At 68.0% G+C, this 23,777-nt stretch carries 24 protein-coding genes; 10 read left to right on the forward strand and 14 right to left on the reverse strand.

Annotation, left to right across the window (positions count from 1 at the left end):
• Window positions 1-71: 71 nt before the first annotated feature.
• The 3 genes from BM199_RS10805 to BM199_RS10815 form a co-directional block, all read right to left on the reverse strand.
• Window positions 72-269 (reverse strand): DUF397 domain-containing protein, encoded by a 198-nt coding sequence (locus tag BM199_RS10805; RefSeq protein WP_091672521.1) that lies wholly within the window; start codon window positions 267-269, stop codon window positions 72-74.
• The gene (locus BM199_RS10810) at window positions 229-1,128 is read right to left on the reverse strand and encodes a helix-turn-helix domain-containing protein (RefSeq protein ID WP_091672523.1); all 900 of its coding nucleotides are present in this window, start codon (window positions 1,126-1,128) and stop codon (window positions 229-231) included. The genes BM199_RS10805 and BM199_RS10810 overlap by 41 nt, the downstream gene beginning before the upstream one ends.
• Before the next feature lie 213 nt (window positions 1,129-1,341).
• Entirely contained in the window at window positions 1,342-3,069 is a 1,728-nt protein-coding gene (locus BM199_RS10815; protein WP_091672525.1) for a glycoside hydrolase family 2 protein, read from the reverse strand.
• A gap of 84 nt (window positions 3,070-3,153) precedes the next feature.
• On the opposite strand from BM199_RS10815, the gene BM199_RS10820 reads away from it, so the two are divergent.
• The gene (locus tag BM199_RS10820) at window positions 3,154-4,407 is read left to right on the forward strand and encodes a glycosyltransferase family 4 protein (protein WP_091672527.1); all 1,254 of its coding nucleotides are present in this window, start codon (window positions 3,154-3,156) and stop codon (window positions 4,405-4,407) included.
• A gap of 7 nt (window positions 4,408-4,414) precedes the next feature.
• On the opposite strand, the gene BM199_RS33825 is transcribed toward BM199_RS10820, so the two are convergent.
• The 3 genes from BM199_RS33825 to aceA all read right to left on the reverse strand — a co-directional run bounded on the left by BM199_RS33825 (window position 4,415) and on the right by aceA (window position 8,116).
• Complete coding sequence (locus BM199_RS33825; protein ID WP_177242569.1) at window positions 4,415-4,561, reverse strand: hypothetical protein; 147 nt, start codon at window positions 4,559-4,561, stop codon at window positions 4,415-4,417.
• Window positions 4,562-5,064: 503 nt separating this feature from the next.
• Entirely contained in the window at window positions 5,065-6,705 is a 1,641-nt protein-coding gene (gene aceB / locus BM199_RS10825; RefSeq protein ID WP_091672528.1) for a malate synthase A, read from the reverse strand.
• Window positions 6,706-6,823: 118 nt separating this feature from the next.
• Window positions 6,824-8,116 carry an isocitrate lyase gene (gene aceA / locus BM199_RS10830; protein ID WP_091672530.1) on the reverse strand — a complete coding sequence of 431 codons (1,293 nt, stop codon included), beginning with the start codon at window positions 8,114-8,116 and terminating at the stop codon, window positions 6,824-6,826.
• Between the two features lie 213 nt (window positions 8,117-8,329).
• Here aceA and BM199_RS10835 point away from each other — a divergent pair, with 213 nt between their 5' ends.
• Both BM199_RS10835 and BM199_RS10840 read left to right on the forward strand, forming a co-directional pair.
• Window positions 8,330-9,757, forward strand: coding sequence for a short-chain fatty acyl-CoA regulator family protein (locus BM199_RS10835; protein WP_091672532.1), 1,428 nt, complete (start codon window positions 8,330-8,332; stop codon window positions 9,755-9,757).
• A gap of 110 nt (window positions 9,758-9,867) precedes the next feature.
• A complete protein-coding gene (locus BM199_RS10840) occupies window positions 9,868-10,728 on the forward strand; it encodes an SAM-dependent methyltransferase (RefSeq protein WP_091672533.1) in 861 nt (286 codons plus the stop codon).
• Between the two features lie 6 nt (window positions 10,729-10,734).
• Here the strand turns inward: BM199_RS10840 and BM199_RS10845 are convergent, their stop codons facing one another.
• Window positions 10,735-11,553, reverse strand: coding sequence for an MBL fold metallo-hydrolase (locus tag BM199_RS10845; protein WP_091672535.1), 819 nt, complete (start codon window positions 11,551-11,553; stop codon window positions 10,735-10,737).
• Between the two features lie 52 nt (window positions 11,554-11,605).
• Between BM199_RS10845 and BM199_RS10850 the strand changes: the two genes are divergently transcribed.
• Entirely contained in the window at window positions 11,606-12,103 is a 498-nt protein-coding gene (locus BM199_RS10850) for an ABATE domain-containing protein (protein WP_177242570.1), read from the forward strand.
• Between the two features lie 24 nt (window positions 12,104-12,127).
• Here the strand turns inward: BM199_RS10850 and BM199_RS10855 are convergent, their stop codons facing one another.
• Together BM199_RS10855 and BM199_RS10860 are read right to left on the reverse strand one after the other, a co-directional pair.
• Window positions 12,128-13,468, reverse strand: coding sequence for a M14 family zinc carboxypeptidase (locus tag BM199_RS10855; RefSeq protein WP_091672538.1), 1,341 nt, complete (start codon window positions 13,466-13,468; stop codon window positions 12,128-12,130).
• 134 nt (window positions 13,469-13,602) lie between these two features.
• Complete coding sequence (locus BM199_RS10860) at window positions 13,603-14,361, reverse strand: acyltransferase (RefSeq protein WP_091672540.1); 759 nt, start codon at window positions 14,359-14,361, stop codon at window positions 13,603-13,605.
• A 50-nt stretch (window positions 14,362-14,411) separates the two neighbouring features.
• On the opposite strand from BM199_RS10860, the gene BM199_RS10865 reads away from it, so the two are divergent.
• From BM199_RS10865 to BM199_RS10875, 3 genes are all read left to right on the forward strand, one after another.
• Entirely contained in the window at window positions 14,412-15,383 is a 972-nt protein-coding gene (locus tag BM199_RS10865) for a nucleoside hydrolase (RefSeq protein WP_091672541.1), read from the forward strand.
• Between the two features lie 123 nt (window positions 15,384-15,506).
• Entirely contained in the window at window positions 15,507-16,613 is a 1,107-nt protein-coding gene (locus tag BM199_RS10870) for a C40 family peptidase (RefSeq protein WP_091672721.1), read from the forward strand.
• A gap of 296 nt (window positions 16,614-16,909) precedes the next feature.
• Window positions 16,910-17,395, forward strand: coding sequence for a DinB family protein (locus tag BM199_RS10875; RefSeq protein ID WP_091672543.1), 486 nt, complete (start codon window positions 16,910-16,912; stop codon window positions 17,393-17,395).
• A 78-nt stretch (window positions 17,396-17,473) separates the two neighbouring features.
• Here the strand turns inward: BM199_RS10875 and BM199_RS10880 are convergent, their stop codons facing one another.
• A complete protein-coding gene (locus BM199_RS10880) occupies window positions 17,474-17,866 on the reverse strand; it encodes a winged helix-turn-helix transcriptional regulator (protein WP_091672544.1) in 393 nt (130 codons plus the stop codon).
• 103 nt (window positions 17,867-17,969) lie between these two features.
• Here BM199_RS10880 and BM199_RS10885 point away from each other — a divergent pair, with 103 nt between their 5' ends.
• Both BM199_RS10885 and BM199_RS10890 read left to right on the forward strand, forming a co-directional pair.
• Entirely contained in the window at window positions 17,970-18,866 is an 897-nt protein-coding gene (locus BM199_RS10885; RefSeq protein ID WP_091672546.1) for a zinc-binding dehydrogenase, read from the forward strand.
• Window positions 18,867-19,121: 255 nt separating this feature from the next.
• Complete coding sequence (locus BM199_RS10890; protein WP_091672548.1) at window positions 19,122-20,075, forward strand: hypothetical protein; 954 nt, start codon at window positions 19,122-19,124, stop codon at window positions 20,073-20,075.
• Window positions 20,076-20,079: 4 nt separating this feature from the next.
• Here BM199_RS10890 and BM199_RS10895 read toward each other — a convergent pair whose 3' ends face one another.
• A complete protein-coding gene (locus BM199_RS10895; RefSeq protein WP_091672723.1) occupies window positions 20,080-20,694 on the reverse strand; it encodes a VOC family protein in 615 nt (204 codons plus the stop codon).
• 147 nt (window positions 20,695-20,841) lie between these two features.
• Window positions 20,842-21,252, reverse strand: coding sequence for a VOC family protein (locus tag BM199_RS10900; protein WP_091672549.1), 411 nt, complete (start codon window positions 21,250-21,252; stop codon window positions 20,842-20,844).
• An 89-nt stretch (window positions 21,253-21,341) separates the two neighbouring features.
• Here BM199_RS10900 and BM199_RS10905 point away from each other — a divergent pair, with 89 nt between their 5' ends.
• Window positions 21,342-22,262: an aminoglycoside phosphotransferase/kinase family protein gene (locus tag BM199_RS10905; protein WP_091672551.1), complete on the forward strand. Its 921-nt coding sequence runs from the start codon at window positions 21,342-21,344 to the stop codon at window positions 22,260-22,262.
• 215 nt (window positions 22,263-22,477) lie between these two features.
• Here BM199_RS10905 and BM199_RS10910 read toward each other — a convergent pair whose 3' ends face one another.
• Both BM199_RS10910 and BM199_RS10915 read right to left on the reverse strand, forming a co-directional pair.
• On the reverse strand, window positions 22,478-23,179 hold the full coding sequence (locus tag BM199_RS10910; RefSeq protein ID WP_091672552.1) for an SRPBCC family protein: 702 nt from the start codon (window positions 23,177-23,179) through the stop codon (window positions 22,478-22,480).
• Window positions 23,169-23,774 (reverse strand): ArsR/SmtB family transcription factor, encoded by a 606-nt coding sequence (locus BM199_RS10915; protein WP_091672554.1) that lies wholly within the window; start codon window positions 23,772-23,774, stop codon window positions 23,169-23,171. Before BM199_RS10915 ends, BM199_RS10910 begins: the two co-directional genes overlap by 11 nt.
• Between the last annotated feature and the right edge of the window lie 3 nt (window positions 23,775-23,777).

Raw genomic sequence — 23,777 nt, forward strand, 5'->3', positions numbered from 1 at the left:
AGTTCGGCCCGCCGAGGAACAGCCCCTGCTGGTTCCCGGGGCTGCGACTCATCGTGTCCGGATCGGTCCCGCTACGGACGGGCGGCGAGGTCCGCCAGGAAAGCGTCCCACCCGTGCCGATCGACGCTGAGCGCTCCGGCCGCACGGTCCTTCGTGTCCCGCACCCGTACTCCGGCCGGACCGCACGCCACCTCCACGCAATCACCATTGCCACCCGAGTAGCTGCTCTTACGCCAGACCAGTCCGCCCGGCTCGTGCGCTGTCGTCATGGTTGTCCCGATCCCCGTAGAGTTCGACCGCCAGGGTGGCGATCAGCTCCCGGGATTGTCCCTCATCCAGTGCGGTTTCCGCGAGGGCGCGCAACACCTGGCGATACGCCGCGATCTCCACCGGTTCTTCAAGAAACAGGGTGGATGTCTCGCTTTCCAGGTACACGACCGGCGGAAACGCGGTGAACTCCATCAGCTTGAAGTGCCCGGCCACTCCCGCGTGCGCGCCCATGCCGCTGGGGACGACGCGCAGCGAGATCGACGGACGCACGGACAGCTGCAGCAGGTGATGCAGCTGCTCGGACATGACCGAGCGGCCACCGACCGGAAGCCGCAGCACGAACTCGTGCACGAAGAACGTGAAGAGCGCCGGGCGCGGCCGGACAAGCACGTTTCTCCGGCGGAGCCTCGCCGCCACGCGACTCTGCACCTCGGCCCTCGGCACGTTCGCGGTCGCCGAGATCAGCGCATGTGCGTAGTCGGCCGTCTGCAGCAGTCCGGGGACCATCGCCAGTTGGAAGTCCCGAATGCAGACCGCCTTGTCCTCGTGGTCGATGAGCGTGCTCAGCTGGGTCGGCAGGCGGGAGCCGAACTGCTGCAACCACCCCGGTGTGTCCAGTTCGCCGCACAGCCGGAGCAACCGATCGCGGTCCGCTCCCTTCACCCGGCATACCGCGAGGAACGACGCGACGTCGAGCTGCGCTCCGCCGCGTTTTCCGCTCAGCAGGCGGGAAATCCGGCTCTCCGACCAGCCGAGTTCCCGTGCCGCCTCCTTGCCGGTCAGCCCCGCCCTGTTCATCGCCGCGCGCAGTTCCTCGCCGAGCTCCCTGCTGCGCACGGTCGTCTCCCGATCGCCCATGGGATCGAAACTAGAGGGCGCGAGGCGGTTGTCCGCAGGCCAATTCGATTGTCCACCGGAACGGTGCATACCGTGTCCGGGGCGCAATTTCCGGGGCTATCCCCCGATCGGTGGTGGGAGGTCCGCGGTCGTTGTACATGAACGGCGATCTCGAGTGCGGGAAAGGGGAACTCCTGTACACAGATGGCGATCTCAGGTGCAGGGAACGCAAAGTCAGGGGGTGGGGGTGCCGGCTTGGATGGCTGCCTTTGCGGCGGCTCTGGCGGCCTGCGGGTCCACTTTGGTCACTCGGCGGTCGTAGGTCAGGAGGCCGTTGACCTCGTTCTCGACGTCGGTGGTTTGGGTGTAGATCGCGCCGGAGAGGCCCCTTTCGGCGGCGATTCTTGCTAGGTCCCGGCTCACCTCGACGTAGCGACGGGTGAGGTCCTCCCGGGTGGACGTCATCTCGTAGACCATGGGCTCGCCGGGCCAGGCGTGGCCTTCGATCACGAGACCGAGGCCGCCGTACTCGCCGTCGAACGTGGCGCGGCCGTCCCGCACCTCCGGCGTGCCGGGGCCGACGTAGGTGTGGTCGTCGTAGACGTCGCCCGCGCCGGTGTCGGGATGGGAGTGGCAGCAGTTCACGCCGCTGTCGGCGATCACCAGCCTGTCCGGGTCCCGCGACTTCACCAGGTCGGCGATACGCCCGGTGTCGTACTCGCCCCAGCCTTCGTTGAACGGGACCCAGCCGATGATCGACGGCACGCTACCCAGCTGGTCGAGCAGCTCCATCAGCTGCGCCTCGAAGTTCCGCCGCGCCTCGGCCACGGGCGGCGCCTGGGGGCCCGGCGGGTTGTCCAGCACCACGGGCAGTGCAGGCATGTCCTGCCACACCAGCAACCCCAGCCGGTCGGCCCAGTGGTACCAGCGTGCGGGCTCCACCTTCGCGTGCTTGCGCACCGTGTTGAACCCCAGTTCCCTGGTGCGCTCCAGGTCGAACCGCAATGCGTCGTCCGTCGGCGCGGTGTACACGCCGTCCGGCCAGTAACCCTGGTCCAGCGGGCCGTGGGAGAACGTGATCCGCCCGTTGAGGGCGATCCGCGGCCGGTCGAGTTCGTCGGAGACCAGGGAGACCGTGCGCAGGCCGGTGTATCCGCGAACCTCGTCGACCAGTTCACCGTCGGCGGTCAGGAGCCGCACGGTGAGGTCGTAGAGGTGGGGGTCGTCCGGGCTCCACAAGCGCGGCGACGGCACATCCACCCGCAGCCGCCACTCGGCGCGCCCGGACACCCGCGCCGCCTCGGTCCCGTCCTGGTCGGTGGCCACCACCTCGACGCGGTGTTCCCCGCCGTGCGCGACACGGGCGACGAGATCGAACCCGGTGAGGTCAGGGCCGATGTCGAGCCGCGCGACATACGCGTCGGGCACCGGCTCCAGCCACACGGTCTGCCAGATGCCGGAGGCACCCGTGTAGAGAATCCCGCCCGGCTGCTCTGCCTGCTTGCCCACCGGGTGGGTCCCCCGGTTGCCGAGGTCCTCGGCGCGCACCACGATCTCCTGCTCGCCCTCGGGGCGCAGCGCGGCGGTGATGTCGGCGCTGAACGCGGTGTAGCCGCCCTCGTGCACCGTCACGCGCTGGTTGTTCACCCACACCGTCGCCACCTGGTCGACCGCGCCGAAGTGCAGCAGCACCCGCGACCCGCGCCAGTCCCGCGGGATCTCGACCGTCCGCCGGTACCACATGCGTTCGTCGCGGCGGCGCAGTCCGGACAGGGCCGACTCCGGCGGGTACGGGACGAGGATGTGACCGCGGAATCCGTCCGCGCCGGTGTACTCCCAGGTGCCGTTGAGGTTGTGCCAGCGATCGCGCACGAGTTGAGGACGCGGGTACTCGGGCAGGGCGTTTCCCGGCCCGGCCAGGTGCGTCCATGGCGTGCTCAGAAAGTCAACGCTATTCGACATGAATCAACACTAGCGATCATCGCGGGTAAACGTGAGGGATGCCATGGCAGCACCTGGACCAGCAGGTGCGAGGATCGACGGACCATGCGCGTATTGATGCTGTCCTGGGAGTACCCGCCAGTAGTCGTCGGCGGCCTGTCCCGGCACGTCCACGCACTGGCCCGCCATCTCGTCCGCGACGGCCACGAGGTGGTCGTGCTGTGCCGTCATGTCGCGGGGACCGACGCCGAGACGCACCCGACGACCGACAGGGTCGTCGAGGGAGTCCGGATCATCCGGGTCGCCGAGGACCCGATGCACGTGACCTTCGAGCGTGACCTCGTCGCCTGGACCCTCGCCATGGGCCACGCGATGGTCCGCGCGGGAACCGAGTTGCTCGGCGGCTGGCGACCGGAGGTCGTGCACGCGCACGACTGGCTGGTGACCCACCCGGCGATCGCGCTCGCCGAGGCCGCGCAGGTGCCGCTGGTCGGCACGATCCACGCGACCGAGGCAGGCAGGCACTCCGGTTGGCTGTCGCACCCACTGAACCAGCAGGTGCACTCGGTGGAGTGGTGGCTGGCCAACCGGGTCGACGCGCTCATCACGTGTTCGCAGGCGATGCGGATCGAGGTCTCCCACCTGTTCGAGGTCGACCCGGATGACATCACCGTCATCCACAACGGCATCGAGGAACGCGGCTGGCAGGTGGCCGACAACGAGATCGCCCGTGCCCGCGAGGCGCACAGCCCCGCAGGCGCTCCCCTGCTGCTCTACTTCGGCAGGCTGGAGTGGGAGAAGGGGGTGCAGGATCTGCTGGCGGCGATGCCCGCGATCCGCCGCGAGCACCCTGGCACCCGGCTCGTCATCGCGGGCAAGGGCCGCCACCTGGACGAACTCGTCGAACAGTCGAAGAAGCTGCGGCTGCGCCGGGCGGTGGACTTCGTGGGGCACCTGTCCGACCGGGACCTGCGTGCCGTCCTCGCCGCGGCGGATGCCGTCGTGCTGCCGAGCAGGTACGAGCCGTTCGGAATCGTGGCGCTCGAAGCCGCCGCGGCGAAAGCCCCGCTGATCGCGTCGACCGCGGGCGGACTGGGTGAGGTCGTGATCGACGGCGAGACCGGGATCGCCTTCACACCAGGGGACGTACAGGCGATCGGGACGGCCGTGGACCAGGTACTGGCCGACCCGGACGCCGCCGGAAGGCGGGCGCATGCCGCGCAGTCCCGCCTTGCCGCCGATTTCGACTGGGGACGGATCGCCGCGGAGACCGCAGCGGTTTACCGTCGCACCCGAATCGGCGAGCCGGCGATCCTGGGACGTCCCAAGATCGCCACCGGCAACGCCTTCGAGCCCTAAACCCGTATCAGAGCGGGCACCTCAGGCACTCCGCCACGGAAACCGAGCTGGACAGGTCGGCCTTCTCGGGACCAGTAGCGGCCAGTGCGGGGGTTGCGGCGCCGAACATCAGCGCAAGGGCGGCGAGCAGGGACAGAACAAAACGTGTCTTCATAGCCAGACTCCTCGAGAGGCAGGGAGAGGATCCGTAAGCGGAAGCATCGTTCGTCCGGCGCCGAGAAACAACCAGGGTTTCAGTAGGTATACGTACCCTATTCCAAAGTTGCTCCTCCTGAACTGATTCAGCCCCCCAGGTGGCCCAACCGGCTTACGGCCATCCGGCGGTGTCACCGACAGGAAAAGGTACTTTCTACACGAAAACACCCCCGTTGCGTGTGCACGTAGGTCACTTTCCCGGGAAAGTGCCGCGACCTGCCGCTCCACCCCCAGGTCACCTGCTTCTCAGCTCGCACTTTCCCGGGAAAGTGCGATACACCGCGCGGGGCACGTGGGTCACTTTCCCAGGAAAGGGACGTCGTTGCGTGTGCACGTAGGTCACTTTCCCGGGAAAGTGCGGGCGCGCAGCGGGGCCGGACGGGTGATCCCGTCCGGCCCCGAAGGCACGCTGTCCGACCAGCGTGACCGGTCTCCCCGTCAGGAGTGAGGGAGACCGGAGTCTCAACTCGCGGCTCCGGCGGGCTCGGTGAGGTAGCGGGCGTACGCGCCGGTGGTGAAGAAGCTCGGCAGCTTCTCCCCGAGCGCGGTCTCGGCGAAGATCTCCCGCGCGTCGGCGAGCCGGTTGTCCGAGCCGAGGTCCGCCCGCACCTCGGCGAATTCCTCGTCGAGCAGCCGGGTCGCGAACTCCGCCGTCACGGCCGTGCCCTCGGTGAGCTTGGTGCCGTTGCGGATCCACTGCCACACCTGACAGCGCGCGATCTCCGCGGTGGCCGCGTCCTCCATCAGCCCGGAGATCGCGGCGGCACCGGTGCCGCGCAGCCAGGCGTCGATGTAGCGCAGGCCGACGTTGATGTTGGCCCGCAGCCCCTGCTCGGTCACCTCGCCGCCACTGCTGGCGACGTCGAGCAGATCCTCCGCCGTCACCACGACGTCGTCACGCAGCTTGTCCACCTGGTTCGGGCGGTCGCCGAGCACGCCGTCGAACACCTCGCGGCACGTCTCGACCAGGCCGGGGTGGGCCACCCACGAGCCGTCGAAGCCGTCGTTCGCCTCACGTTCCTTGTCCTGGCGCACCTTGGTCAGGGCGGTGGCGTTGGCCTCGGGGTCCTTGCTGGGGATGAACGCGGCCATCCCGCCGATGGCGTGCGCGCCCCTACGGTGGCAGGTGCTCACCAACAGCTCGGTGTAGGCCCGCATGAACGGCACCGTCATGGTCACCTGTGCGCGGTCGGGCAGGACGAAGTCGGCGCCCTGCTCGCCGAAGTTCTTGATGACGCTGAAGATGTAGTCCCAGCGGCCCGCGTTCAGGCCTGCGGCGTGCTCGCGCAGCTCGTAGAGGATCTCGTCCATCTCGAAGGCCGCGGTGATCGTCTCGATCAGCACGGTCGCGCGGATGGTCCCCTGCGGGATGCCGAGTTCCTGCTGGGCGAGGCGGAACACGTCGTTCCACAGCCGCGCCTCGAGATGACTCTCCAGCTTCGGCAGGTAGAAGTACGGACCGCTGCCCCTGGCGAGCAACTGCCTCGCGTTGTGGAAGAAGTACAGCCCGAAGTCCACCAGGCTCGCCGAGACCGGCCGCCCGTCGATCCGGATGTGCTTCTCCACCAGGTGCCAGCCACGGGGCCGGGCGACGATCGTCGCCGGGGTGCCCCCGATGCGGTACTGCTTGCCCGCCTCGGTGGTGAAGTCGATGTTGCGGCGGATGGCGTCATACAGGTTGATCTGCCCGCCGATGACGTTCTGCCAGGTCGGCGAGGTGGCGTCCTCGAAGTCCGCCAGCCACACCTTCGCCCCGGAGTTGAGCGCGTTGACCGTCATCTTGCGGTCGGTGGGCCCGGTGATCTCGACCCTGCGGTCCTCCAGACCGGGCGCGGCGCCGGTGACCTGCCAGTCGCCGTCCTCCCGGACGGACCTGGTCTCGGCGAGGAAACCGAGCGTCTCCTCCCCCGCGGCCAGGCGCTCGCGGCGCAGCCTGCGCGCGTCGAGGAGCTCACGACGACGGCCGGCGAACTCGTTGTCCAGCCGCGCTACGAAGTCCAGCGCCGCCGGGGTGAGGATCTCGTCGAACCGCGCGTGCGTGCGGTCGCCGGTGACCTGGATCCGTCCGGCCTTGTCGAAAAAGCCGTTGAGTTTGTCAGCCATGTCGTCCTCCGGGGTTCATCACAAGTGAGGGGTGGCGGGGAATTCGTCGACGACTTCCTGGCGTCACGACGGGCCAGGTGCGGGTAAGCCGTCGACGAATTCCCCGCTCAGGGGAGGGTCAGAACTGGGCTTCCTCGGTGGAGCCCTTGAGCGCGGTGGTCGAGCTCTCCGGGTTCAGCGCGGTGCTGACCTGGTCGAACCAGCCGGTGCCGACCTCACGCTGGTGCTTGGTGGCGGTGTAGCCACGGTCCTCGGCGGCGAACTCGCGCTCCTGCAGGTCGACGTAGGCGGTCATGCCCTCGCGGGCATATCCGTGCGCCAGGTCGAACATGGAGTAGTTGAGCGAGTGGAAGCCGGCCAGCGTGATGAACTGGAACTTGTAGCCCATGTGGCCGAGCTCGCGCTGGAACTTCGCGATCGTCGCGTCGTCCAGGTGCTTACGCCAGTTGAACGACGGCGAGCAGTTGTAGGCGAGCATCTGGTTCGGGTACTTCGCCTTGATCGCCTCGGCGAAGTTCCTGGCGACCTCGAGGTCAGGCTCGGAGGTCTCCATCCAGAGCAGGTCGGCGTACTCGGCGTAGGCCAGACCGCGCTCGATGCAGGGCTCGATGCCGTTGCGCACCTCGTAGAAGCCCTCTGCGGTGCGGCCGCCGGTGAGGAACTTCTGGTCCCGCTCGTCGACGTCACTGGTGAGCAGCGACGCGGCCTGGGCGTCGGTGCGCGCGATGATCAGCGAGGGAACACCCGCCACGTCGGCCGCGAGCCGGGCCGCGTTCAGGGTGCGCTCGTGCTGCTTGGTCGGGATGAGCACCTTGCCACCGAGGTGACCACACTTCTTCTCGGACGCGAGCTGGTCCTCCCAGTGCACACCCGCGGCACCGGCGGCGATCATGCCCTTCATCAGCTCGAACGCGTTGAGCGGACCACCGAAGCCCGCCTCGGCGTCGGCGACGATCGGCGCGTACCAGTCGATGTCGGTGTTGCCCTCGGCCCAGTTGATCTGGTCGGCGCGGCCGAGCGCGTTGTTGATGCGGCGCACGACGGCGGGGACCGAGTTGGCCGGGTAGAGGCTCTGGTCCGGGTAGGTCTGCCCGGAGAGGTTGGCGTCGGCGGCGACCTGCCAGCCGGACAGGTAGATCGCCTTCAGGCCGGCGCGCACCTGCTGCACGGCCTGGTTGCCGGTGAGCGCACCGAGCGAGTGGACGTAGTCCTCGGTGTGCAGCAGGTTCCACAGCTTCTCGGCGCCACGGCGGGCGAGGGTGTTCTCCTCGACGACGCTGCCGCGCAGCTTGACCACGTCGGCCGCCGAGTAGGACCGCTTCACGCCCTCCCAGCGGGGGTCGGTCTCCCACTGCTTGGCAAGCTCTGCTGCCGCTTGCTCCAGGTTGGCCTTCGGGGTTGACGCTGCCATCGGTTCTCCAACGTTGCGAACTTTGCGATCACTCGCCTTCTGTTCGCAACCATGGCATGCGCTGGGGAAACAGGAACAGAGAGCTAATTTGCCAATTTATGCGAATATTCCGTAGCATCTTGTGAAGCTTGCGAATCAACAGATTCGCAGACCGGTCAAACTGCAGAACTTGATCGGTACGGACAGGAAAAGTTCCGGAATCAGGCGGTCAGAATGGACAAGACGTTCGCCGGCGCACGGCTGCGGCACCTGCGCGAGAACCGGTCGATGAGCCAGGCAGACCTCGCTCGTGTGCTCGAGATCTCACCCAGTTATCTCAACCAGATCGAGCACAACTCCCGCCCCCTGACGGTCCCGGTGCTGCTGCGGATCACCGAGGCATTCGGTGTGGACGCCGAGTTCTTCGCCAACAACGACACCGCCCGGCTGGTGGCCGACGTCCGGGAGGCGCTGCTGGACGAGTCGGTCGGCGCCGACGTCTCGACCAGCGAGATCAACGACCTCGCCACCAATCTCCCGACGATGGCGCAGGCGCTGGTCACGCTGCACCGGCGCTACCGCAACGCGGTGGAGAGCACCGCGGCCCTGGTCACCGAGAACGGCACCGGCCTGCACGGCAGCGCCGCCGCACCGCTGCCCCACGAGGAGGTCCGCGACTTCTTCTACGAGCGGGAGAACTACGTCGCCGAACTGGACGAGCGGGCCGAGCGGATGGCCGCGGACCTGGACCTGCGTCGCGGCGAGGTGCTGACCCGCCTGCGCCAGAAGCTCGAGGAGACCTACCGGGTCACGGTCACCAGCGAGGGCATCGACGAGGCGGCGGGCCAGCAGCACCGGTACGAGCCGGGGGCCAGGGTGCTGCGGCTGGCCCCCAGCCTGCGGATCGGGCAGCAGGCGTTCCGGATGGCCTCGCAGATCGCGCTGCTGGAGTACGACGACCTGATCACGGAACTGGCCGACTCCTGGGCGTTCTCCGGCCCGGCCGCGAGATCGCTCGCCCGGGTGGGCCTGGCGAACTACTTCGCGGGCGCGCTGATCCTGCCCTACCGGATCTTCCACGCCCGCGCCGAGGAGTTCCGCTACGACATCGAGCGGCTGTGCGACCACTTCGGCGTCGGGTTCGAGACGGTGTGCCACCGCCTTTCGACACTGCAGCGGCCGAAACTGCGCGGTGTCCCGTTCTCCTTCGTCCGCGTGGACAGGGCAGGCAACATGTCCAAGCGGCAGTCGGCCGCGGGCTTCCACTTCTCCAGGGTCGGCGGCGCCTGTCCACTGTGGAACATCTACGAGGCCTTCACCTCGCCCGGCAAGATCCTCACCCAGGTCGCGAGCATGCCCGACGGCAAGAGCTACTTCTGGATCGCCCGAACCGTCTCGCGCAACATCGGCGGCTACGGCAGTCCCGGCAAGATGTTCACCGTGGGTCTCGGCTGCGAGCTGCGGCACGCGCGCAGGTTGGTGTACTCGACCGGCCTCGACCTCGACGACACGGCCGCGGCCACCCCGATCGGGATGGGCTGCAAGGTGTGCGACCGGCCCGCGTGCTCGCAGCGCGCGTTCCCGACCATCGGCAAGCAGCTGACCGTGGACGAGAACACCAGCACCTTCGTCCCCTACCCCGCCGTGCCCAAGAGTTCCTGAAGCACGACAGGGCAACCGGGGGCTGCACAGACACGCCCTAGTGGTTTCGTGTTCGCCTCGCTACGTTAGGTTGGCCACTCGCCGACCGCCCTACCGATTGCGAGGAAGCGATGTCCGCCTCAACGTCCTCAGCCCCCAGTTCGGTCCCGGTCGGAGTCGACCCGAACAGGGCGAGCATCGCGCGGGTGTACGACGCGGCACTCGGAGGCAAGGACAACTACGCGATCGACCGCGGCGTGCTCGAGGAGATCGGCAAGGTCACGCCCGACATCCAGATCATGGCGTGGGCGAACCGGAACTGGTTGATTCGCGTCGCACGGTTCCTGACCGACCAGTGCGGGATACGACAGTTCATCGACTGCGGATCCGGCCTGCCGACCGCGGAGAACACCCACGAGGTCGTGCAGCGCATCGCGCCCGAGAGCACGACCGTCTACGTCGACAACGATCCGGTCGTGCTCGCACACGGCAACGCATTGCTCGCCGAGAACGACAGCACGCACATCGCGAGCGCCGACATCTACAAGCCAGCCGAAGTACTCGGCCACGACCTCGTCCGCACGCACATCGACTTCACCGAGCCCGTCGCGCTGATGCACGTGAGCACGATGCACCACTACATCGGCGACGACGGCGACCGGATCATGCGGGAGTACATCGACGCGCTGCCCAGTGGTTCCTACGTCGCCCTCAGCCATTTCTACGACCCTGCGGACCCCGCGGCGCCGGAGCACAGCGCACTTGCCCGGAAGATGGAGGACATCTTCGTCCACAGCGCGATGGGCAGTGGCGTCTTCCGAACCAGGGAACAGATCATGGCCCTCCTGCCCGGACTGGAGATCGTCCCGTCCGGCCCAGGCAAGGAGCCAGACCTGGAGCTGTGTGCGTACTGGTGGCCGGACGGCCCCACCCTGCGCCCGCTCAGCGGTGTCGAGTTCTGCATCGCCGGGGCCGTCGGCCGCAAGCCCTGACCTGTCCTAGCCCACCGCGCGAACGCCTTCCTGAAGCACGACACGTTCACCCGGCACGGGCAGGAGCAACCGGTCGAGGAGACCGGCGTCGGCGAACGCCTTCCGCAACACGAAGGCGCCTTCGCTGAAGTGCCGCCAACCCTCCATGTGCACGGGCACGATCCGGGCTTCGCCGAGGATGCCCGCCACCTCGACAGCGGCCGCGCTCGTCAGCGTGAGCGGTCGGCCTCCGGCGATCACGGGCGAGCGGGCCGCGCCGACGAAGAGCACGGCGTGGTCCGGAACGCCGAGGCGGCGGACGATCTCGGCGACGACCGAGGGTGCGGCGTTGTCACCGCTGACGTAGACGGTGGGCAGGTCCGGTGCGCTGAGCACGAAACCGGTCACCTCCGCGTGCATGCCCAGGTCGACGTCCTCGGGTCCGTGCTGTGCGGGCGTTCCGGTGACGCGCAGGGTGGTCCCGTCCGGGCGGGCGAGTTCCACGCTCTCCCACGGTTCGAGGCCGCGCACCGGAGCACCGAGGCGCGTGGCGCCACCGGGAGTCGTCAGCACCTGCGGCACCCGCCCGAGCAGCGCCCGCCCCGCGACATCCAGGTTGTCGAGGTGCTGGTCATGGGACAGGAGCACGACGTCGATCGGGTCCAACTCGGCCGGGGTCAGCACGGGACCGGCGAACTTGCTCAGCCGCTCATCGAGGTAGTGGCCGGGTGGGTCGAAGGTGGGGTCGGTGAGCAGTCGCAGGCCGCCCAGTTCGAGTAGCGCGGTCGGCCCGCCCACCACGGTGACACCCAGTTCGTTCTCACGTTTACCAGTTCTATTTTCCATGAGAACGAAGCTAGTGGCTCTAACGGAAACACACAAGGGTTACCATGAGAAGATGACGGCAGCTCCCGGCGAGGACCTCTCCCCAGCACTGGCCCTGGTGAACACCCGGCACAGGGACGGCGACGATCTGCCGTCGTGGCTGGCCGACCAGACACTGGCGGACAGTGAACACGACCGCTTTCAGCGGCTCCGAGAGGTTGTCCGGGAACTGTTCCTGGCCAGGACCGAGTCCCGGCAGCCCGCCCCATCCGCGCTGTCCGAACTGGACGATGTGTTGCGTGTGGCGCCGGGAACGCCCGCGCTGACGTGGGCGGAGCCCCCGCACCGGGAGTGGCGCTGGCTCGGTGGCACGAAGGCGGAGCGGACCGCCGCCGCGATCGCCGCGGACGCGATCGATGTACTGACAGCCAGGGGCGAGGCACTCGCACAGTGCCCCGCCCCTGGCTGTGTCAAACTGCTGCTGCGCACCCACCGGCGCAGACACTGGTGCAGCACCCGGTGTGGTGACCGCGTCCGGGCCGACCGGCACTACCACCGGCAGCGGCCCTGACGCCTGTCAGCGCATGACGCCCTCTCAGTTCTCCAGCACCTGGATCCGCTGCTCGTCGGACCGCGACCTCGCGTCGGCGCTGCCGATGTTCGGGCCGCGGGGCGGGATGGCGTCGTAGGCGGCGGGATCGAGCTGGTTCACCCTTCCGCTGGCGACGGCGGAGAGCATGCCGTCAAGTCCGATGTAGACCGAGCGGGTCAGCACGGCCCGGTACTTCTGGCCGAGTGTCTGGGTCTGGCCGCGCACCTCGAACAGCACGGTCCCGCTGCCGTTGAGCGCGAACGAGCCGAGCCCGGTGCCGGGCAGGTTGATGTCCTGCGGGTACAGGGTCACGTTGCCGAACAACGGACGGTTGTTGGCCGCGCCCTGCAACGCGTTGTACACCGCGACGTTGAGCCGCTTCGAGTAGTCCAGGTCGTAGTCGTCGGCGTACTTCTCGTAGCCGGGAGTGCCCGCGGGGTCGTCGACGAACTTGCCGGAGATCGACAGCGTGACGAACTCGTCCGGATCGTCCGGCATCACGTAGCAGGCGCCCTGGTGGTGCAGGTCGACGTAGGTGTCCACCTCGCCGAACTCCATGCTCAGCCCGCGGTACACGTCCCGCACGACCTTCGACTCGGGGGTGATGTACCAGCCCGTCTCGGCCGAACTGCCGGGAAAGTCCTCCGCCTTCGGGACGTAGGACAGGTCGGGGTTGTAGTCGCGGTTGGTGTCGAAGCCGGGCCGCTGGGAGTAGTCATCGCCCTGCAGCGAACGGGTGTAGTAGTTCCAGGCGGGCTCACTGCCCCGCAGTTGCGGGTAGCGCGCGACGACCTCCTGCCAGGACATGTCGTTGCCCCTGCGGTCGAGTTCGGCGCCGTCCGGGTTCATCTTGGGAATCGCGACGATGGTCAGGTTCTCCCGCCACCGCTTGGCTTTCGGCGACTCGCTCGTCCCGGCCCAGTGCAGCAGGTCCAGGATGGCGTCGGTGCCGGTCTTCTCGTTCCCGTGGATCTCGCTCGTCAGCAGCACCGCCTTGGGGCCGGTGCCGACCCGTGCGGACCAGATCTCGCGGCCACGGTTGCTGCGGCCCACCTGCTCGACGTCGACCCGGCCGTCGCTGACCCGCTCGATCCGGTCGAGCTCGATGCCGAGTTCGCGGTGATCGGTGAACTGGTGGATCGGCAGATCACGCGGCGCCTCGCTGCACTGTTGCGCCGCGGAGACGAACGCGTCGTCCTGCGGCTGTGCCCGATCGAGACTGGTGGAGTAGGCGGGCGCATCCGGGGAACCGGGCGCACCGAGCGCGGGGCTGCCGGTGACGAGCAGTGTCAGCGCGGCGGCACCTGCGACTCCGGCGAGCAGTGGACGGCTGTTTCTGGACACCAGCGATTCCTCCAACGCAGGGAGAACCCCAGCCCCCCGGGCCCGGGTTGCGGACGGAAGCGATGAGAACACCGGTGTGAAAGTTAGTTATACCAACGAACGGCCGTGTACGGGAAGCCCCATTCGGCGGCGGATCAGTCCCGCTCGCCCAGCGTCTTCTGCAGCGCCTTGCTGGCCTTGCGAGCCATGTCCTTGACGGCCTCGCGGCGCTCGGCGTCCGCCTCGTAGTCGGCCTTGCGGTCGCGCACCACGCGCGCGGGGGAACCGACGGCGATCGCGTAGTCCGGGATGTCGCCGCGCACGACGGCATGGGCACCGAGAACGCAACCCCGGCCCACCCTGGTCCCGCGCAGGACGGAGACCTTCGTGCCGATCCAGGTGTCCGGCCCGATTCGGACCGGCGATTTCACGATGCCCTGGTCCTTGATCGGCAGGTTGATGTCGGCGATGACGTGGTCGAAGTCGCAGACGTAAACCCAGTCCGCGACCAGGGTCGCGGCGCCGAGCTCGATGTCCAGGTAGCCGTTGATCACGTTCTGTCTGCCGAAGACCGCCTTGTCACCGATGCGCAGTGAGCCCTCGTGACAGCGGATGGCGTTGCCGTCCCCGATGTGCACCCAGCGGCCGATCTCCATCCGCCCGTACCCCGGCCTGCAGTGGATCTCCACGTTCTTGCCGAGGAAGACCATTCCCCGCAGGATGATGTGCGGGTTGGCGAGGCGGAACTTCAACAGGCGGTAGTACCGCACCAGGTACCACGGGGTGAAGGCCCGGTTGCGCAGCACCCAGCGCAGCGAGTCGACGGTGAGGAACCGCGCCTGCTGGGGGTCGCGGCGGGCACGGCGCCACCCCTGGACCCGGGACAACACGGGTGAACCCCACATGGACGTCATGCCCGTGACCGTAACCTGTGCATGGAGTGGCCACGAGACGAGGGAGCGGCATGGGGACCAGGCTCATCATCGACACCGACCCCGGAGTCGACGACGCCTTCGCTATCGCGCTGGCCGCGCTCAGCGAGGACGTGGACCTGCTCGGAGTCACCACCGTCTTCGGCAACGTCCCGCTCGCGGCCACCACCCGCAACGCCCAGCGCGTGCTGGCGCTGTGCGGGCGCTCCGACGTTCCGGTGGCCGCGGGGGCCGAGCGCCCGCTCGTGCACCCGCACCCACACCGCGCGCACTACGCGCACGGTGTCGACGGGCTGTCCGGCCGGTCCCAGGTCCTGCCCGAACCCGAACGCGAGCTCGAACGCGCCGACGCGGTGGAACTGCTGGTCTCGCTGCTGAACGCGGCGGACGAACCGGTGACGATCGCCCCGATCGGCCCCCTCACCAACATCGCCGCGCTGCTGGCCGCGCATCCCGGCGTGCGGGAGAAGATCGACCGCGTGGTGATCATGGGTGGTGCACTGGGCCACGGGAACACGACAGCGGCGGCCGAGTTCAACATCTGGAGCGACCCCGAGGCCGCCCGTCGGGTGCTGACCGGCGGCGAGGTGTCGTGTGTGCTCGTCCCGATGGATCTCACGTATCGCTGCGCCGTGGACGCCGAGTGGCTGGCCAAGCTGAATGGCTCGGGCCCGATCGGGACGGCGCTGTACGCACTGACCCCGGACTACCGGGAGCACTACAACCGGGCGCTTGGCTGGGACGGCATCGTCATGCACGACGCCGTCGCGGTCGCGGAGGCGATCAAACCAGGCATCCTGCGCACCGAGCGCTTTCCGATCGATGTCGACTGCACGCACGGCCCCTCCCGTGGGGCGACGCTGGTGGACCGGCGACGCGCGGAACTCCGGGACGACACCGAAGCCACGGACGAGGTGGCCGACGTGCGAGTCGGCACCGACACCGATCTCGACGGCCTGCGCGGGTTCGTCCTCGACCGGCTCGCCACCGTGACCGGCCGGTGATGCCGCGTGCGCGAATCGCCATATCCTGATCCCGTGCCTTCCGATGAGACGCCCGATGTCGACGCTGCCGACACTGCCGACGACACCCCGGCTCCTGCGGCTGGTGGCTCCCGCAGGCGCACGCTGATCATCGCGCTGGGCGCGGTCGTCCTCGTCCTCGCCGCATTCGTCGTCACCCAGCGACTCGGCCCGGACGGCGAGGCCACCACGCCCGCGGCCACCGCCTCGATTCCGCCGAGTTCCACCACACCGCCACCGGCACCGGAGACCAGCGCCCCGAAGAAGGCGGCGCAGGTGCCGCAGGACAGCGGCCCTCGGTTCCAGGAGTGGGTGGACGAGGTGGCCGGCTGGCTCGATATCCCGCAGGAGGCGATGCACGCCTACGCGGGCGCGACCGTCGCGCTCGGCAAGGAGCAGCCCGAGTGCCACCTTTCCTGGGTGACCCTGGCCGGGATCGGCAAGATCACCACCGATCACGGCAGGGTGAACGGCGGCTCGATCGCGAAGAACGGCATGGTGAGCGCCCCGATCGGCACGGTCGAGGTGAAGGACTTCTCCGGCGCCACGATTTCCGATCCCGGCGCCGCGGGCCCGATGCAGCTCGCTCCCGCGGTGTGGAGCAAGTGGAAACACAGCGCCGCCAGCGGGGCCACACCCAACGTGCAGAACATCAACGACGCAGCACTCACGGCTGGCCACGCACTGTGCGCGGGTGGACGCAACCTCGAAGACGGCGACAGCTGGCTGAAGGCGGTGTCCTCGCTGCAGGACGCACCGCTGTTCCTGCACCGAGTACTGGCCACCGCCAACGTCTACGGGACGGTGGGCCAGAATTCTTCGCCACCGAACCCGGCAGCGCTGAAAGCCGTCAGCTTCTCGATCGAAAAGATTGGGCTGCCCTACATCTGGGGCGGGAACGGCAAGGAGAAGGGCGACCTGGGCTTCGACTGCTCCGGGCTCACCACCGCCGCGTACGCCAGCGCCGGTATCGAACTGCTGCGCACCGCGCACTGGCAGTACGGGAGCGTGCCGATCATCCCGGCCGATGCGGAGCCACAGCTCGGCGACCTGATCTTCTACGGCGAACCGAGCACGAAGATCCACCATGTCGGCATCTACATCGGCAACCAGCAGATGATCGACGCGCCGACGTTCGGCCAGGCCGTGCAGGTGCACCCCTACCGCAAACCGGGCGACAGCTACGCGGGCGCGGGCCGGCCGGCAGCGTAGCGAACGAGGCTTCGGATCCACGCCGCCATCGACCGACTGTTGCGCGGCGAGATCGCACCTGCATAGAATTTGCGCAACGCCTGCGCGTGATACGACAGTCCGCCGTCCTTCCGGCCCCGCGACGCGCAGATCTCGCGACTCACAGCTGACTTCCGCGCACCAGCCATCGTGCGTCGGCCGCCCAGCGCGGGAAATCATCCGCCCCAACCACGGCGCAACGCGGTCATCCGCCCCTGTCGAAAACGGGGCACAAGCACACAGGCAGATCCATCCCCACGAACAGAATCGAGCCGACAATGACCTGGTCGATACCACGAATCACCACCGGCGCTGAACGCCGCTTGCTCGAGAGCACGCTCGACCGCAACCGGGCCGAGTTGATCAACACGGTGCATGGTCTGTCCGAAGTGGAGGCTCGGCGTCGCCTCGTTGCGTCGCCGACCACCCCGATCGGATTACTCAAGCACGCAGCGGTCGCCGAACGGATCTGGTTCCAGCACGTCCTGGGGGGCGTGCCCAAGAGCGAATGTGGTGGCGGCACGACAGCGGGCGACGCCAGTTTCATCGTCGACGACAACGAGACCCTGGCCGACGTGATCGCCGAATTCGAGCGCGCCAGCGAACGCTCGCGCATGATCGCCGCCGAATTCGACCTCGACGACACCAAGACACACCCCCACCTGGGCGACGTGAATCTGCGGTTCATCTACCTGCTCATCAGCGAGGACTTCGCGCGGCACGCCGGCCACGGCGACATCCTCCGCGAGCAGATCAAGGGATAACGCTTTGCGGTCGGATGACGGAGCATGAATACGCGCTTCGCCATGGGTCGTGGACAGGTGTGCTTCGACATCCGCCGATCACTGGTGCTTCCGGTCGTACATCGCCCGCGCGTCGTCGACCTCAGACATGTGAGCCTCTGCCCAATCCTTGAGGTGGCGAATCGTATCCAGGAGAGACCGGCCCAACGGCGTGAGCTCGTAGTCGACGCGAACGGGCACCGATGGAGTCACCGTACGAGTCAGCAGCCCGTCCCGCTCGAGACCTCGCAGAGTCTGGGTCAGCATCTTCTGACTCACCCCGGCGATCCGCGCGGAGAGCTCGGAATAGCGCATCCGCCCCTCCAGGCCCAGGGCCACGATCACGAGACTGACCCACTTGTCGCCGATCGTGTCGAGCAACCGTCGGCTGGGACAGGATGCGGTGAACGCATTGAATCTCACTGGCTGCCCATCTACAGGTGTCCTGCCCATATGGCTTACCTCCAGGTTCCTACACCACCATTAAGTACCTACTTCCCAAAAGAGAGTAAATCACCGATGGTTGTATTGCTCCACTAACGGAAGGAAAACCACGATGACGCTAGCTCTCGTATCCACGCCCGAGACTTCCGCGCCCACCCTTGAGCAGATAACGCTGCCCCCGCCGGGTCCCCATGATCTCCGGGTCCGCGTGACAGCGGCATCGGTCGATCCCGTCGACACCCTCTTCGTCAACGGGCCGGCCCGTTCGATCTTCGGCATCACCGGCGCGGCTGGCGTCGGCTGGTCCCTCACCGGTGTGGTCACCGATACCGGTGCCGCGGTCACCGGCTTCTCTGTCGGCGATTCCGTCGCCGCAGTCCACACCGACTTCACCGCCCCGGTCCGCGCACACGCCGAGGAAACCCTCGTGGCAGCCGCGGCAGCCGCCCCGCTGCCGGGCGGAATCGACCGGACCGACGCGGCCTCCCTCCCGCTCAACGCCCTGACGGCTGCACAGATGGTCAACCGGCTCGGCCCAGCCGACGGACGAACCCTGCTGGTGACCGGTGCCGCTGGCGCCGTGGGTGGATACGCCGTCGCGTTGGCCGCCCACGCCGGTTGGACCGTGGCAGGACTAGCACGCGAGTCCGACCGCGAATTCGTGCTCAGGGCCGGTGCCGATGAGCTCCTTACGGAAATGCCGGGGCCGTCGTTCGACGCCGTCGTCGACGGCGCCGTCCTGCATGCGGCGGCCCTCGTCGCGGTCCGCGACGGCGGGATGTTCGTCGGCGTGACCTCGTCATCTCCAGCCATGGCCGAACGGGGCATCGAGGTCGGCATCGTGAGTGTGCGGCCCGACGGTGCCCAGCTCGCCGAGCTGCTCACCCTCGCTGCCGCCGGCGCCCTGGAGCTGAGGGTAGCCGGCCGGGTGCCGCTGAGTGAGGCGGCGACGGCGTACGCCAAGGTCGCCGACGGCGGACAGCGCGGCCGATGGCTGCTGGTGCCGTGACCCGGTTGTCACGCCTCCGGCGACGTCTGCGGGATAACGCTTTGCGGTCCGATGACGGAGAGAAGCCGCAGTTTTCATGGCTACCCTCGTGTACATCCTCGAACCCGGCAGATAAGCGCACGACGAACGTGGCCGCTGACACCGCCGCCGCTGCTAAACTCGCTGTGACCGACTGACTGCTTGTTGCTACTCCCCAGTCGGCGTCGTTCTGCTCCCGGTCACACCGTCCGTCCCAGTCATGACGTGCGAGGAGACATGAGCTACGTACAGTACGTCGAGCCATCACGGTTCGGGCCGGATGGTCGTGCGGCCGCCGAGCGCAGCACAACCGAACGGACGCCGCTGGGCAAGGCGGCCCGCTGGGTCGCCGACAAATCGTTGAACACTTTCTTGGAATCGTTCTTGCGAACGTTTCTCACGGGCGAGTGGTACGTCCGCCTTGCCGGCGCGATACTCACCGGAGTCGCCGCGGGCTCAACGGTCTGGCTGATCTCCGGGACGATCCTTCCGGCGGCTCTTGGCGCTCCGGTCGCTGCCATGACGATCGGGCTCGGTGCCGTGGCCGGGGTTGTCATGGGCTACAGCGGCGGGCTGCTGGCGGGGGCCGGTGCGGGGTGGTTGCTTTCGATCATCGCCGAGTCGATCACCACTGAGCTCAGCAAGGATCCGCTCGGGCTCTACTTCGAGTCGTGGGCGCTCTGGTGTCTGTCGGTTCTCGTCGGTGGCATAGCGGGTTGGGCGACCGGCAGGGCCGCGAACTACGTTCAGCAACGCTCGACCGTTGCCGGGCCCGCACTTCGGGCACTCAGCTATCTGCTCCTTTTCGTCTCGACTGCTGTGGTTCTGCGCCGAACGGGGGCGTCTACCGCGCTCTGGAACAGTTTCGCCGACCTTGCCGTGGCCACCGGACCGCAATCGGATGCGCTTGCGGTCGGGGTCGGGCTGGGCTTCGTCTGCGCGTCCGTGGCAGGGTTCTACCTGCTCTGGCTGATACCGAAAAGTGGCAGGACATACCGGATCCATCTGCCGCTGGCCCAGGCCGTCGTGACAGCCATGCTCTGGACGCTGGCCATCATCGACTCCACCGCCGGCAGCACCGGTTCGGTGGCCGCAATTCTGAGCGTTGTCGTGTGGATCGTGCCGTGGGCACTGGCAGTGGTGTGCCGGGGAGCTGCCGAGGTATGGCTGCGGTGGGCACCGCGGCGTTGAGTCCTCAAGGCGCCGTGGCCTCCCACGTGAACCCGTCCGGGTCGGTGAACGGCCCGGCATCGCTGCCAAGCACAAGCCGGTGCGACCCACTGCCGTCCGGCGAGACACCGGCGACCTTGGCGAGATCGCGGTGCTTGTAGAGCGCCAGCTTGATGGGACTCGCCGGTTCGGCGAACTGCACGTACTTGCGGCCGTAGCTCTTGGCCACGGCGAAGCCGCGCTCGACGTAGAACCGCTTGCTGGCGGCCACATCCGCGACTCCCAACTGGAGCACGATCTCGTCGATCTCACGGGAGGCCGGACCCGTGTCCTTCTTCGTCGAGGACGCGACCGTGCAGATCGTCCCGTCCGGCGCTCGTACGGCACCGCCGTAGCCCCAGAGCGACTTCGCGGCCGGCTTCAGCGTCGTGGCACCAGCGTCAAGGGCAGCGTTGATGAAGCCGTTGACAGTGGCCGGCTGGGGTACGACGAGCGACAGTGTGAACCCACGGAAGCCGGTCGTCGGCGCCTCCGACAACCGCGGACGCACCTCGCTGTCCAACCCGAACACGGTCGAATAGAAACTTTCGGCGGCTGTGGGGTCCGCCGCCTCGACGGCGACGTGTTCGATGGATGCCATGGCCGTCACGCTAGGCCGACTCGGGAGTCCATGCTTCTCGATTCCTGATCGGCTGATCGCCGACGACGATGTGTCCGTAGCGGAATGCTCTCGGGTAAGCGCTTCGCGGTATGCGTCTGGACAGTCCATAACCGCGGAACCGGGTCCTCAGCGGAGTTCCTGGAGGCGGATCAGGTTGCCCGCGGGATCGCGGAACGCGCAGTCGCGAACACCGTACGGCTGCTCGGTCGGCTCTTGGACGACCTCGGCGCCGCGTGTCTGTAGTTCCCGGAAGACGCCGTCGAGGTCCTCGGTGGCCAGTTGGAGCCAGCCATAGGTGCCCTTGGCCATCATCTCCGTGATGACGTGGCGCTCGTCGTCGGTGATGCCGGGGTCGGCGGTCGGCGGCGCCAGGAGGATGGAGGTGCCTGGCTGGTCGGCCGGACCGACCACGATCCACCGCATCGTGCCGGATCCGACGTCGCTGCGGACCTCGAAGCCGAGGATGTCGCGCCAGAAACCCAGGGATTCCTCCGGGTCGACATGTGGCAGGACGGTCGTGTGGATGCTGATGTTCATAGCGGCCACGCTAACCCCGGCCTGATGACCGCGCTTCTCGATTTCTGATCGCTTCCGTTGTGTTCGGCGCAGGTGGCACAGTGAGCCCCATGCCGTCGGACGACCTGCCTGACTGGCTGCCGCACTGGTGTGTGGACCAGTTGGGGAACGAGCCGGTCAGCGTACTGTTCAAGCTGCGGCGGATGTCGGCTGTGTTCGGGCTGCAGTTGGCCGACGGACGCGATGTCGTGGTGAAGGCGCGGGAGGACGAAGGCCGGGCCGCGTCGTGCGTTGCCGCGCAGGCACGGCTGGCGGAGCGGGGATTTCCGTGCGCCCGGCCGCTCACGCCTGTGATCGGCGTGGACACACTGGCCGTGCACGCCGAGGAGTCACGGCCCAGCGGCGACCTCCTGTACGGGGACTCGCCGGACATTGCCGTGCGTTACGCGGTGGTGTTCGCCCGGCTGATGGCCGGACTGGCCGACGCGACCGTCGCGCCCCCGCTGCCAAATCCGCGCTGGGCGCGTTGGGACCACACGGATTCCGGGTTGTGGCCGACGATCCCGGAATTGGACTACCGGGATCAGCGCGCCGTACCGGCATACGTCGTCGACACGGCCACCCGGGCACGCAAGCGGCTGCTGGCCGCGGACCTGCCGTGCGTGCTGGGCCACGCCGACTTCGAAGCGCACAACCTGCGATGGCGCGGCCGAGAGGTGTGGGCAGTGCACGACTGGGACAGCTTGGCGTGGCAACCGGAGGCAGCGCTGGTGGGAGCGGCGAGTGGAGTGTTCCCCAAGACCGGGCCGGCCACACTGCCGCCGATCGAAAGTTCCGAGGCGTTCATGCTGACCTGTCAGGACCTTCGGGGGCGCCGGTTCACCGTGGAGGAGCAGGAAATCGCGTGGGCGGCCAGCTTGTGGCCCGCCGCGCACGACGTCCGATGGGAAGCACTACACGGTGACAAGGCAGTGTCCGACACCGCGCTCCGCGCACAAGCAGCCGAACGCCTCCGCCGAGCGAACGCCTGATCGCGAGGTGGGCACTTTCCCGGGAAAGTGCCGGCTCAGGGATGGTGCGTCTGCAAGTACCACCAAGCAAGATCACCGGCGCCGCAAACTACCCCCGACCGCACTTTCCCGGGAAAGTGCGGTGAGTGGTGGGTGCGGGTGCGCTGTCTGGGTGATCGGCCGGTGTCGAGGGCGCCTACACCACCATCGGCGCGGTTTCTGCGGGGCGCCCTCGGTCATGCTTGCCCTCCTTGGTCGCCTGTGGCGGCAAGCCATTGCTGCCAGGACTCGGCACGCCGCTGCGGATCGGCCAGTGCGCCGTAGTGGTGGTCGCTCACCGCGATCGGCAGACCGATCACGGAACGTTCGTGGAATCGGATGAGTTCGTCGGCTGTGCGCAGCCCGATGAACTTCTCGCTCAGGTAGTCCACCTCGCCGACGATCCGCGGTCCGCCCGGCAGGCTGACCTCGACCTGTCCGCCGAGCCGGACCGAGCCGAGCACCCGGCGCAGCCGCTCCCATCCGCCGACCGCGGGCGCCTCTGCCTCCACATAGGAAGCCGGACGACCATGGAAGTGGCGCAGGTACTGGGCGAGTGTGAACAGGTACATGTCCCAGCCGCTGCTGGTCATGCCCTCGTACTCGTCGCTCCAGTCGTCGCCGAGGACGCCACTGTGGACGAACCGGAGCACGCTCGTCCCGCCGGCTTTGCCCTCGATCAGGTATTCGAACGCGTTCGTGGAGCCGTCCTCCGCCTCCGGGGTGCGAATGGTCAGCTTGCGTGGCGGCTCCCACTCGTTGCCCCCGTCGCTTTCCGGGTCGATCTCCATCGGCATGAACCACGCCGCCAGACCCTGCTCGGTGGCTATTGCCGACCAGACCTCCTCCGGCGAGGCCGGCAGCTCGATCTCCTTGGACAGCTCGAACTCACGCCCCATCTCGCGCCTCCTCCTTTTGCCCCATCGAGGGGTGCAACGCCACGACGAGCCGGTGTGAGCGCCCTTCGGCGGCACCCTCGTCGTGGTACTGCGCCACCAGGCCCGCGACCGCATCGGAGAGATCCTGGGCGAACGCGGCTCGTTCCGCCGCTCCCGCGAAGCGGACCTCCCCGTCGATGGCGAATGTCGCCACCCGCTTGCGCGCCTTGGCTCCAGCGCCCATCAAGGCGCCGACGTCCTGCACCAGGCGGGAGGCCAGGGCCAGCAGCCACTGGGCGGAGAGCCGGTCCGGTGAGCGGGACGGATCCGGCGCGAGCGGACCAGCGGTCGAGGGCGAGATCACGTAGGCACCAGCGCTCGCGCACATCACGCGCTCGGTCATGTTGCCCTTGCGCCGCTCCTCGACGAGCTCGACGAGGCCGTGCTTCTCCAGGTCGCGCAGGTAGTAGTTGACCTTCTGCCTGCTCAGGCCGAGTTTGCCGGCGAGCGTTGACGCCGAGGCGGGTTCGGCGAGTTCGTGCAGCAGCCGCGCGCGCACTGGTTCCAGTGTCACCGCAGCCGCGGACGGCTCATTGATGATCGCGACATCCAACATGGC

It is taken from the genome of Amycolatopsis marina (genome assembly GCF_900111885.1).
GTDB classification, from domain to species: Bacteria; Actinomycetota; Actinomycetes; order Mycobacteriales; family Pseudonocardiaceae; genus Amycolatopsis; species Amycolatopsis marina.